The sequence below is a fragment of the Paenibacillus sp. 1011MAR3C5 genome (genome assembly GCF_003591485.1).
In the GTDB taxonomy this organism is placed as follows: Bacteria; Bacillota; Bacilli; order Paenibacillales; family Paenibacillaceae; genus Pristimantibacillus.
The window spans coordinates 81,285-93,164 of record NZ_QZCF01000012.1 but is presented as its reverse complement, the minus strand read 5'-3'; the positions used below and the strand labels follow the sequence as shown (position 1 = coordinate 93,164).

13 protein-coding genes are annotated in these 11,880 nt (G+C 49.4%); all 13 read right to left on the bottom strand.

Annotation, left to right across the window (positions count from 1 at the left end; genetic code table 11):
* Window positions 1–32: 32 nt before the first annotated feature.
* The 13 genes from D3P07_RS25005 to pabA all read right to left on the bottom strand — a co-directional run bounded on the left by D3P07_RS25005 (window position 33) and on the right by pabA (window position 11,879).
* The gene (locus tag D3P07_RS25005) at window positions 33–725 is read right to left on the bottom strand and encodes a CpsD/CapB family tyrosine-protein kinase (RefSeq protein WP_119803471.1); all 693 of its coding nucleotides are present in this window, start codon (window positions 723–725) and stop codon (window positions 33–35) included.
* Entirely contained in the window at window positions 706–1,473 is a 768-nt protein-coding gene (locus D3P07_RS25000; RefSeq protein ID WP_119803469.1) for a YveK family protein, read from the bottom strand. Before D3P07_RS25000 ends, D3P07_RS25005 begins: the two co-directional genes overlap by 20 nt.
* Before the next feature lie 99 nt (window positions 1,474–1,572).
* Entirely contained in the window at window positions 1,573–3,684 is a 2,112-nt protein-coding gene (locus D3P07_RS24995) for an S-layer homology domain-containing protein (protein ID WP_119803467.1), read from the bottom strand.
* A gap of 113 nt (window positions 3,685–3,797) precedes the next feature.
* Window positions 3,798–4,583 (bottom strand): tyrosine-protein phosphatase, encoded by a 786-nt coding sequence (locus D3P07_RS24990; RefSeq protein WP_119803465.1) that lies wholly within the window; start codon window positions 4,581–4,583, stop codon window positions 3,798–3,800.
* Window positions 4,584–4,944: 361 nt separating this feature from the next.
* Window positions 4,945–6,456 carry a lysine--tRNA ligase gene (gene lysS / locus D3P07_RS24985; protein ID WP_119803463.1) on the bottom strand — a complete coding sequence of 504 codons (1,512 nt, stop codon included), beginning with the start codon at window positions 6,454–6,456 and terminating at the stop codon, window positions 4,945–4,947.
* Between the two features lie 76 nt (window positions 6,457–6,532).
* Window positions 6,533–7,009, bottom strand: coding sequence for a transcription elongation factor GreA (gene greA / locus D3P07_RS24980; protein ID WP_119803461.1), 477 nt, complete (start codon window positions 7,007–7,009; stop codon window positions 6,533–6,535).
* Between the two features lie 285 nt (window positions 7,010–7,294).
* Window positions 7,295–8,323, bottom strand: a complete 1,029-nt coding sequence (dusB, locus tag D3P07_RS24975; RefSeq protein ID WP_119803459.1) for a tRNA dihydrouridine synthase DusB — start codon at window positions 8,321–8,323, stop codon at window positions 7,295–7,297.
* 8 nt (window positions 8,324–8,331) lie between these two features.
* Entirely contained in the window at window positions 8,332–8,544 is a 213-nt protein-coding gene (locus D3P07_RS24970; protein WP_119803457.1) for a helix-turn-helix domain-containing protein, read from the bottom strand.
* Window positions 8,496–9,050, bottom strand: a complete 555-nt coding sequence (gene folK, locus D3P07_RS24965) for a 2-amino-4-hydroxy-6-hydroxymethyldihydropteridine diphosphokinase (protein ID WP_119803455.1) — start codon at window positions 9,048–9,050, stop codon at window positions 8,496–8,498. The genes D3P07_RS24970 and folK overlap by 49 nt, the downstream gene beginning before the upstream one ends.
* A complete protein-coding gene (folB, locus tag D3P07_RS24960) occupies window positions 9,028–9,414 on the bottom strand; it encodes a dihydroneopterin aldolase (RefSeq protein ID WP_119803453.1) in 387 nt (128 codons plus the stop codon). Before folB ends, folK begins: the two co-directional genes overlap by 23 nt.
* Before the next feature lie 56 nt (window positions 9,415–9,470).
* A complete protein-coding gene (gene folP, locus D3P07_RS24955) occupies window positions 9,471–10,319 on the bottom strand; it encodes a dihydropteroate synthase (RefSeq protein WP_119803451.1) in 849 nt (282 codons plus the stop codon).
* A 79-nt stretch (window positions 10,320–10,398) separates the two neighbouring features.
* Window positions 10,399–11,301 carry an aminotransferase class IV gene (locus D3P07_RS24950; RefSeq protein WP_119803449.1) on the bottom strand — a complete coding sequence of 301 codons (903 nt, stop codon included), beginning with the start codon at window positions 11,299–11,301 and terminating at the stop codon, window positions 10,399–10,401.
* On the bottom strand, window positions 11,298–11,879 hold the full coding sequence (gene pabA / locus D3P07_RS24945) for an aminodeoxychorismate/anthranilate synthase component II (protein WP_119803447.1): 582 nt from the start codon (window positions 11,877–11,879) through the stop codon (window positions 11,298–11,300). Before pabA ends, D3P07_RS24950 begins: the two co-directional genes overlap by 4 nt.
* Between the last annotated feature and the right edge of the window lies 1 nt (window position 11,880).

The window sequence follows — 11,880 nt, the reverse complement described above, 5'->3', positions numbered from 1 at the left end:
TCATTCCCTCCGCCGTCGCAACCATTTATGTCTTATTTCTCTTGTGTACCGTAATAATAATAATAGGCCTCTTCTTTGGCCTTGCGCTTCACATTATTTAGTACAACACCTAGTATGCGAGCATTGACACTTTGAAGATTCTGTACAGCCTTCTTAGCAATTTCTCGCTTAACCCGTCCTTGATCAACAACTAACACAACACCGTCACTCTTGGTGGATACGATCTGTGCATCTGTAACCGCGAGTAGTGGCGGAGTATCAATAAGAACAACATCATATTTTTGCCTGAGCTCATCAATGAGCGCAGTCATCCTTTTGGAATTCAACATCTCCGCTGGATTGGGCGGAATTGCTCCAGATGTAATAATATCCATGCCTGGAACATCCGAATGTTGAATTGCTTCTTCCAGTGAGCATTGCTGTGACAAAACTGACGATAAACCAAATCGATTAGAAATTGAGAACGTATGATGAGCCGTTGGCTTACGGAGATCGGCATCAATTAGAACAACTTTACGCTCAGACTGAGCAAAAGTAATCGCTAAGTTTGTAATCGTTGTCGACTTTCCCTCACCTGGGCCGGCTGAGGAAACCATAATAACCTGCATCTTTTCATCGATTGACGAGAAGTCAATGTTTGTTCGCAGCGAACGATAAGACTCTGAAATAGGAGACTTAGGGTTGGTCAACGTAATAAGCTGACGTTTATTTTTCAATAGTGACACGCTCTAATTCACCAGCCTTGTAAGTTCGGGTAGTTGCTTGAGTTTGAGTGGACTTCTGCTCCTCCGGATTCATTCGTGAAATCATAGCAATAGTAGGAAGGCCTAAATGCTCAAATACATCCGATTCTGTCTTAATGGTGTCATCCATATACTCAAGCAAAAATACAATGCCAACGGATAACATCAGTGAAACAATAAAAGCAATTGCGATATTCAAAGGCACGTTAGGAGACACTGGTCCCGGCTGCGCATTGAGATCTGCTTCATTGAGAATAGAAACATTCTCTACTTTAAAAATATGTTGAATTTCCTCACGAAACACATTGGAGACAGCATTCACGGTTTGAGCGGCTCTTTGATAATTCACATCTTCTACAACAAGTGTCATAACTTGAGTATTATTTACAGAGCTTACTTGAATGTGCCTGCCTATTTCTTGAGCTGTATATCCGAGTTCTGGATATTGAGTTACAACCTTATCCAATATTGCCGGTGTCTTAATAACTTCTTTATAAGTATCAATCATGCGAATATTCGTATTTATCTGATTCAAATCGAGTTGTTGGGTCGCCGATTGCGACGGGGTTTGGTTGACGATTATTTTTGTCGAAGCTTCATAGATAGGATCTTTGAAATATAGGCTGTAAGCTGCTGCCACTGCAGAACAGATAACAACAATAGATAGGATTAACGCTAAACGCTTACGAATAATGGACAGGTATTGCCGCAAATCTAATTCATTAGTCACTCTGACTACTCCTCCGTTGACTATAGTAAGCTCGTGCTTTTCAAGAAAAAATCTTCCTCCCATCTGCATGAGAGGAAGATTTCAATTGTTTATGCAATATTAGTTAGCGTTAATTGCACGGTAGATAATGACTGCCGCTTGCGCGCGAGTCGCACTTGCTATCGGATCGAACTTGCCATTGTTCCCTACAACGATTTCCTTGTCAGCTGCAAATGCAACGCCAGCTTTCAATGTTTCGTTGATTTGAGCTGCGTCAGAGAACACAGCCAGAGCTGCATCAACATCAGCAACATCCTTAGAACCATTCACCAGTTGCAGTGCACGAGTGATCATGGTAGCCATCTCAGCACGTTTGATCGGTGCGGATGGATCGAACTTTGTAGCGGATTTACCTTTGATAATGCCTTTTTCCGCTGCAGCTGCTACATAAGGAGCAAACCAGTCGTTTGCATTTACGTCAGCGAAGTTTTCAGTAGAGGAGCCGTTCTCCAGGTCAAGAGCACGAACCAGCATTTTAGCGAACTCAGCACGAGTTACTTTGGCATTCGGGTCGAACACGCCTTCTGCTTTGCCGTTAATAGCTCCTTTTGCTGCTACCACTTCGATCGCACGGCCAGCCCACGAAGATACGCCAGCAATATCGCCAAAGGATACTTTGTTCTCTACAACTACGTAAGAGGAGAAGCTGTCACGGGATTCGATGACCGAAGTATCCGTCACACGTCCGCCATGAATTTCAAGACCGCCTTCAACGATTTTCACTACGGACAACAATTCTTTGTCCAGACCCGCCGTGTCACCCAATGGCAGGCTGATTACGATAGGACGATCGAAGCTTGTAGTTGTAACGCCACCTACGGAAAGGCTGAAGTCATACACTTGAGAAGCAGCTTTCAGGCCGCCAAGTACGTCTTCTTTTGCATCGGATTTCTTGTATCCAAAATCAACCTGTTTGGAGAATGTACCGCCGAATGGCAGCTCAACACCAAATGCTCCGATTTTCAAGGAGATTGCAGGGATTTTTGCTTTGATTGCTGCTGCAACAACGTTAGCAGATAGTTTAACAGCAACTTCATTCTCTGTTACATCTCCAGCATTTCCTGCTACTTTCGGTGCGTTATAGGACACGTTCGCAACTTCTTGCAGCTTCGCAATAACTGCGCCAATGCTGTTAAGTGCAATTACAGCATTCGTTTCGTCAAGAGTGACAGTAGCTTTACCATCAACAGCATCAACTTTTACAGTGATAACAGCCAATTTCTTCACAAGCTCATCCACTTGCTTAATAGCGTCTTCGATCAGCTTAGCTTTCTCTTCCTCAGAAGCAGCAGCAAGCTTAGCTTTCAGTTCAGACAAGTTGTTGATCAATGTTTGAGCTTCAGCTGAGATCGAGTTGTCGATGATTGGTCCAGCTTCGCCACTTCCGCCGCCTGAAGTGCTATTGATTCTCTTGTAAACTTCATATAGTGCTGCTGCAGCTTTATTGAACAAGCTATTATCATTAACCGCCGCTTTTCCAGCAGATACAACAGCCACAACATCTTCAGTTGTTACTTTATATTCCAGGAATACTTTTTCAATCGCGTACTTATTATTAGGAATAGCAGCCAACACTTCTTCGAACAGGCTGTTCACACTCTCAGAATCACCCAAAAGGTCTAGCAATTGAACAAGAGACTTTTTGTTAACAATTTTGAAAGTTTCATTTTGAATAGCCAGGAAATAAGCAGCAATATCATCAACTGTCAGATCAGGCACGCCAACTTCTGTAGCATATTCTTGAATCAGATCGTGATGTTTTACCCGGAACTCTTCAAGCTTCGCTTCGGATGGTGCGAAAGTCAGTGCTATTGCATCGATAAACACATTTTTCAAAGCATCCTTCTTTTCTTGTGCATCTGGAGCATCAGCATCGACAAGCTTATTAACGATTGGAGCTACAACCTGTCCTTTTACAGAATCCTCAAGACCATTCAATGCATCGCGGAGATCTCTAAGAGCTTGTTTTTCCAATCCACTAAGGGCTTTCTCAACCTTTTGCAATTGTTTAATAATGTCTTGATTCGGGAATGTAGCGGAAGCTGCATAAGCAACATTACTTACTCCCAACTTCTCTGCCAAACCTTTGTTGCTAAGCGGAATGCCTGCGAATGCAGACATAGCAACGCTTGCCGCAATTGTAGTTACTGCTAATTTTCTTCTTAAAGTCACTTTCTCTCACCTCTATAATTAGTTTAGGTCCCCATCGCAAAGATGAAAGACTAGTAAAACCGTAAGCCAACTTCCCTATGTAGGAATCTAGTAGGTCTTGGATGCCGTTCCTTCTACTTCTTGAAGAAGAAAGAATAGAACTTTTTTATATGAAAACCTGTCGAAGTTCCCACTTGCGGAGGTGCCTCGAACGGGTTGTCCACCAAGACGGCGGCCGCGTTTCTCTTCAGATACTCGGACCATTGTTCACCCATGGATCTCTCTATGGCCTGATAGGCCTCTTGCATGCGAAATCCGCGACGTTCTACATGATGCGCGTCGGAGGATACGATGTGGATGCTGCCGCTTCTCAGGAGCGACCATGCAGCCTGCTCGATTCGTTTGCCGAATCCGCCAAGCAAAGAGTGGGTGGTGACCTGGGTATAGGCCCCCAGTTCAATTAATTCAGCCAATCTGCCGGGATGCTGCACAACCTCTGCATTACGCTCTGGATGTGCGATAATCGGCTTTAGCTTCAGAATGCCAAGCTCGTGAATGAGTTCTGACATCACCCTCGGGATACGAGATGAGGGCATCTCCAACAATACGTAGGCAGAACCGGCCAATGATAACAGCTCGCCCCTATGCCACGCTTCCAACAAATCGTCATGTACGCGAATTTCTTGCCCCTGTTCGATACGAAGGGACATTCCCTCTGCAGAAAATCTGTCATTCAATGTCTGCACGTGCCTGGACACTTCTGCCGCAGCATTGATATAGACTCCATTTGCATGATGAGGAGTTGCGATAATGACGTTGATTCCCTCGTCGATGGCGGCATGAGCCATCTGAAGCGAATCCTGAATATCTTGGGCGCCATCGTCTAACCCGGGTAGAATGTGAGTATGGATATCTATCATTTGATTCACGTCTTCCTGCTAGAAAATAGGTGTCAATCTAGTTATCGGCATAATAGACCAACAGTTTAACATAGACAGACATCCACAGCAGCAGGCAACTTATCCCGGTATTCTTAATACCTATCAGTATATCCCACTATTTCCATCCTGGTAAAGTCATAAATTGTAAAACGGACGCCCCAGCTATGCTTTTTTTCAGAATTTGTTGAGATTTTGTCGAAAATCTATTTAGGACTCACTCTATTATATAACGCTATGAGAAGGCATTTGGTTGCACTTTCCAGAAAACTTTTTTTTGAAAAACACCCCACTGTTGTGGGGCATTGATTTTAACCTGCAATATGATGCTGTTATGAGACAGCTATAGCTCTCTCATATGCGGGAACAACAGGACATCGCGAATGGACGGGGAATCTGTCAGCAGCATAACCAGACGGTCGATGCCAATGCCCAGACCGCCTGTCGGCGGCATACCGTATTCCAGCGCCCGGATGAAGTCGTCATCCATATCATGCGCCTCGTCGTTGCCCTGCTCCTTCTCCTCCAGCTGCGCTTCAAAGCGTTCGCGCTGATCGATCGGGTCGTTCAGCTCCGTGAACGCATTCGCGTGCTCGCGCGCCACGATGAACAGCTCGAAGCGGTCCGTAAAGCGCGGATCGGCGTCGCTCTTCTTCGCAAGCGGCGAGATGGCAACCGGATGGCCCGTCACGAATGTAGGTTGAATAAGAGTCGCCTCGCAGCGCTCCTCGAAGAAGGCATTCAGAATATGGCCGAACGTCATGTGCGGCTCTACCGGAATTTTATGTTCTTTCGCAAGGGCATGCGCCTCTTCATCGGTCATTTGAACGCTGAAGTCAACGCCTGTTACCTCTTTGACAAGGTCAACCATGCTGACTCTGCGCCATTGCGGTGTCAGATCTACGTCTTGTCCCTGATACTTGATCTTGGTTGTGCCGAGAACCTCTTGGGCAATGTGCGCAATCATATTTTCGGTCAGTGCCATAATATCCTTGTAGTCGGCATAAGCCTCGTACAGCTCAATCATCGTAAACTCAGGGTTATGGCGTGTGGAGATACCCTCATTGCGGTAAACGCGTCCGATCTCGTATACCTTCTCCAAACCGCCGACAATCAGGCGCTTCAGGTGAAGCTCAATCGCAATACGCATATATAGCTGCATGTCCAGCGCATTATGATGCGTAATGAATGGACGTGCAGCAGCACCGCCAGCAATGGAATGCAGCGTAGGCGTCTCCACTTCCAGGTAGCCCAGGGAATCCAGGTAACGGCGCATTGATTGAATGATTTTGGAACGGGAGATGAATGTCTGTTGAACATCCGGGTTCACAATCAGATCGACATAACGCTGGCGGTAGCGCAGCTCCACGTCCTTCAGACCATGATGCTTGTCCGGAAGCGGAAGAAGCGACTTCGTCAGAACGTCCACTTCAAGCGCCTTGACCGACACTTCGCCCGTGTTCGTCTTGAACACAACGCCCTGCACGCCTACGATATCGCCGATATCGAGCAGGTCGAATGCCGCAAACTTGTTCTCGGCTACAGAATCCTTGCGGACATAGATTTGAATGCGGCCTGACAGATCCTGAATATGAGCGAAGGCAGCCTTGCCCATGCCGCGCTTCTGCATAATACGGCCGGCGATGCTGACCTTATTGCCTTGCTCCTCCAGCTCTTCCTTGCTGAGGCCTTCGTAGGCGCTCAGAATGTCCTTGGCATTGTGGCTCCGCTCGAATTTCTGACCGAACGGGTCTACGCCTAGCCCGCGTAGCTCATCCAGCTTGTCTCTGCGAATTTGTAGAAGTTCGCTCAGCTCCTGCTCGCTGTTCTGGTTGTTATCATGTTCCACTTTCATTCATCTCCTTAATACATTAGGCAAACGTTCAAAAAGCTTCCGGCAAGGAAGCTTTCGAAATCGTGAATCGCACACCTTATTTTTTGATATCAATAATCTTATATTGAATAATGCCCGCCGGTACGTTAACCTCTACGACTGTGCCTCTCTTCTTGCCCAGAATCGCTTTGCCAACGGGACTTTCATTCGAAATTTTGTTCTGGAGCGGATCCGATTCCGCTGTGCCGACGATTGCGTATTCCATTGTGTCGCCGAACTCCAGGTCTTCTACTGTAACAATCGATCCGATACTGACGGTATCAATATCAATCTCATCATTATTAATGATGCGGGCATTGCGAAGCATCTTCTCCAGCGTAATAATACGGCCTTCGATAAAAGCTTGCTCGTTCTTCGCATCCTCATACTCCGAGTTCTCGCTAATGTCGCCATAACCGATCGCGACCTTGATCCGCTCAGCTACTTCACGACGTTTGACCGACTTCAGATTCTCAAGCTCCTCTTCAAGTTTCTTCAACCCGTCCTGAGTCAGAATGATTTGCTTATCGTTCATCTTTCCGATTCTCCTGTCGTGTGACTAATTTTTCATACGTTGTATGAATTCACTGTTACTTAATATATTACGCATGATGACCATCATACCTGCTGGTGACTATGGTGTACTGCAACCTATTGTTAGATTATATTGCACGATTATATTGCATGGTAACTTGAATGTCAATCGAAGCCAGCCCCGTCATTGAAACCGTTTCACTTCCCCTCCAAAAAGGAAAGACGACGACAAGCGGTTATTGTCGACCATTGTCGAATAACCGCCTGACGTGTCTTTCCAATGGGGTTAATGTACAACTTCTTCTTCCGTTCTGCGGTCGGAGGCGGCCGGTGCAGGCTCCTCGCTCTCCAGCGAGTGGATGTAATTCTCCAGAATCGCAACCATACGGTCGCGGCCGGTCTCCTCCATGATGACATCCTTCACGCGCGCGCCGCCCGGCAGTCCTTTCAGATACCAGGCCAGATGCTTGCGCATCTCCCGAACCGCTACCGCTTCGTTCTTCAGCGCAATCAGCCGGTCCATGTGAAGAATGGCTACTTCCATCTTCTCGCGCGGGGTTGGATCCCCGAGCAGATCGCCAGTAGACAGATACTGAATCGTACGATACAGCATCCACGGATTGCCCAGCGCTCCGCGTCCGATCATAACGCCATCTACGCCCGTCTGCTCCAGCATACGCTTGGCATCCTCCGGAGAGAATACGTCGCCGTTGCCAATAACGGGAATGGATACCGCTTGCTTGACGTCTTTTATAATATCCCAATTCGCCTTGCCGGTATACAATTGCTCGCGCGTACGGCCGTGCACGCTGACGGCACTGCCGCCTGCTTTCTCGACCATCCGTGCGTTCTCGACTGCATAGACATGCTCGTCATCCCAGCCGATCCGCATTTTCACCGTTACCGGCTTGTCGACAGCATCCACGACCGCGGACACCATCTCATATATTTTATTAGGGTCCAGCAGCCAGCGCGCGCCTGCGTCGCACTTGGTCACCTTGGGCACCGGACAGCCCATGTTAATATCGATAATATCGGCATTCGTCTGCTTGTCGACCACTTTGGCCGCCTCGATCAGCGATTCACGGTCGCCTCCGAAGATCTGCAAGCTTAGCGGCTTCTCCCGTTCGTCTACAAACAGCATCTCCATCGTGCGCTTGTTGCCGTGCAGAATCGCCTTGTCGCTAACCATCTCTGCACATACAAGCCCCGTGCCGAATTCCTTGGCAATCAGTCGGAAAGCGGGGTTGCACACGCCTGCCATCGGCGCCAGCACGACTCTGTTTTTCATCTCGATGTCTCCGATTTTCAGCATGTCGCTCCTCATTCCTCCTTCATGCTCATAAGTTCCTCGTAGCTGATCCCTAGCGTCTTCGCGATATGGTTGAGCAGCTTAGGATCATTCTTCCGTGTGCCTCGCTCCAGCGATCCCAGCACCGCCACCGATACGCCAAGCTCCTTGGCCAGCTCTAGCTGTGTGTAGCCCTTCAGCTTTCGAAAGGCTCTGACGCGCTGCGCCAATTGATTGTTTTCCATAATGTGATGCCTTCCTTTCCTTCCCGAAGCGCCGCATAAGACGCAGCCTGAACCCCTCCGTGCAAAGAATGCGAATGCGAGATCACATCATGCAAGGGAACAAGCACGAACGCCCGCTCCATCATGCGCGGATGCGGCAGCGTCAGCTCCTCTTGATCCATTCTGACATTATCGTATAGGAGGAGATCGAGGTCAATGGTTCTTGGTCCCCAACGTTCATGTCGAATTCTCCCGAGGAGGCGTTCCTGTTCCAGCTGCTCGCGCAGCAGAGCCAAGGGCTCTAAGGTCGTGGACACGGCAATCACCATGTTCAGGAAAGAAGGTTGATCGGTATAGCCAACCGGCTCCGTCTCATATATACCGGATACGCGCAGCACCCGAATCTCCGGGTGAGCGTCTATGCGCTCGATCGCATCCATCAGCAGCTTGTCACGCTCCCCCATATTCGAGCCAAGAGCAATGTAAGCTTCGACTGCAGCGGCATTATGCGCGTACGATTCGGCCATCGGCATCCCGCTTTCTCGCCAGCTCGATTGTCACGCCGTCAAAGTGAATATCGAACGGCGGATGCGGCTTTGTCACGCGGACGGTAACGTCATTGATCATATTATAAGCTTCGAGAACTCGTGATGCAATGTGCCCCGCCAGCGCTTCGATCAGCTTGAAGGGAGTCCCTTCCACAATCGACTTCGTCAGCGCATGGAGCTCCGCGTAGTTCACCGTATAAGCAAGATCATCCGTATTGGCGGCCTGTTCCAGGTCGATACCCAGGTCCAGATCGATATAAAATTGCTGCCCAAGCTTGTTTTCTTCCGGGAAAACGCCGTGATATCCATAAAAGCGCATGCCCTTTACTTTCATTCGGTCCATATTGCCTCTTGCTCCTTCCAGTTCGCAACCTCGCTCATGCGGCTTGGTCGCTTTCATTATCCGCGATAGAGGATCGCATCTGTCATTAATGCCGTGCGCTTGATCGCCTCCACATCGTGCACACGGACAATTTGGCAGCCTCTCGCGATGCCGAGAGCTACCGTCGCCGCCGTTCCCTCGACGAGGTCATCTACCGGCAAGCCCAGTGTCTGCTTAATGAATCGCTTGCGCGACGTGCCAAGCAGCACCGGGTATCCAAGCTCGTTCAGCTCGTCCAGACGGTCAAGCAGCTCCAGATTATCGTCATAGGTTTTGGCAAATCCGATGCCAGGATCCAGCCATATATGCCGAGGATCAACTCCCGCTCTGCGGGCCAAGCCAACGCTGGCTTGCAGATCCGCCAGTACATCAGGAACAAAGTCATTATAATCCCGTGCGTGTCGGTTGTGGCTAATGATGACCGGCACACCATACTCCGCGGCTACAGCCGCCATATCGGGATCGCCCTTCAGCCCCCAGATATCATTAATGATATGAGCGCCCGCTTCCAGGCACTGACGTATCGTCGCGGCTTTATAGGAATCTACCGAGATGGCGACCTCCGGAAGGGCCTCGCGAACGGCCGCGATGACCGGCAGCACCCGCTTAAGCTCTTCCTCCGCGCTGACTGCCTCAAAGCCCGGTCTTGTTGACTCTCCGCCAATATCCAGAATATCCGCTCCCGCAGCCACCATCTCCTTGGCATGAGCAACCGCCCGTTGCACATCGTTATAGCGGCCTCCATCCGAGAACGAGTCCGGTGTCGCGTTCAATATGCCCATAATTAGCGTACGCGTACCCAGTTCGAGCTTCACGCCGCCGCATAAGTCGTAGGATCGCTTCCAATAGGTCGGTCTATTATTCATATTTGTCACATCTCCCTCCTGCTCAGTCGCCTCTTCCGGCTAGCATGCCCCAATCCGACTGTCACCCATAACCTTATGATTACTTCCCAGTGTCCGCCTGGTATAAGGCTTGCAGCTCCATCGTCATCGGTCCTGCAGAGCTGCCGCTCATCTCGATTCTCTCATCAGAATCATAGCGCGTTAACTGCGTAATAGGTATCAGCTCTTGAATGGAGTTGGTCATCCAAATTTCATCGGCTTCAACAAGCTCTTCCCACCGATAGCGGCCTTCCTCCACTTCATATCCTGCATCTGCAGCAAGCTCCAATACGCGTTGCCGGGTAATGCCGGGCAGGATTCCCGTGTCTATGGCAGGCGTTCGGACGATTCGGCCGCGCAAGAAAAAGAGATTGCTCACAATACCTTCAGACAGCCAGCCTTCCCGCGTCAGCATCAGTCCTTCCGCTCCCGGATGCGCCGGCATCAGATGTGCGCTCCCTTCACCAGCCAATCCGAGCAGCTCTCTCTTCGCCATTATATTGTTCATATAATGAAGAGATTTGAATCGCACCGTTCCTTCCGGTGTATTACGCACGGTACGGAGAAGGCGCAGCTCTTTGCCCAATCGCATTGCTTCTCCATTCACTAGAGGCAATTCCTTTACTAATAAAACGATATTCGGCTGCTCATAATCTCCGGTCGGCAGGCCTAGCACACCTTCCCCGGCGCTTACCGTCAATCGCACGTAGCCATCCTTCAGCCCATTCTCCCGCAATAACATGCTTATCCAAGACTCCAGCTCTCCAATACTCATGCCGAAAGGGATGCCCAGCTCCGCACAGCCCGCCTTCAATCGCGCCATATGCCGCTCTAGCAGATAGGGTCTTCCCTGATAGGTACGGAACGTCTCAAATAAGCCCAGACCGTACAAAAAGCCGTGATCATAGACTGAGATCACAGCTTCATGCGCTTCAACCACTTTACCGTTCAGACCGATTTTCATTGCACAACGCCTGTCCGATGGCGCAGGAAATTGCGAAGCATGGTATGCCCATGGTCTGTAATAATGGACTCCGGATGGAATTGCACGCCTTCGATCGCATATTCCTTATGCCTTAGCCCCATAATCTCGCCCTCTGCCGTCTCTGCGCTGATTTCCAGGCAATCTGGCAGCGTCTCACGCCGAACAATAAGCGAATGATAGCGCGTAGCCGTGAATGGCGATTCCAGCCCATCGAAGATCGTCCGCCCGTCATGCAGAATCGGGGACGTCTTGCCGTGCATCAGCTTCTCCGCGCGTACGACCTCGCCTCCGAACGCTTGTCCAATCGACTGATGGCCCAGGCAGACGCCGAATATCGGGATTTTACCCTTAAAGTGATCAATCAGCGACAGGCTAATTCCCGCCTCGTTCGGCGAGCACGGTCCCGGCGAGATCAAGATATGATCGGGGGCGAGATCCTCAATGCCGGCCAGATCAATCTCATCGTTCCGCTTTACGACGATCTCTTCCCCCAGCTCGCCCAAATATTGCACCAGATTGTACGTGAACGAATCATAGTTGTCGATTACGAGTATCATG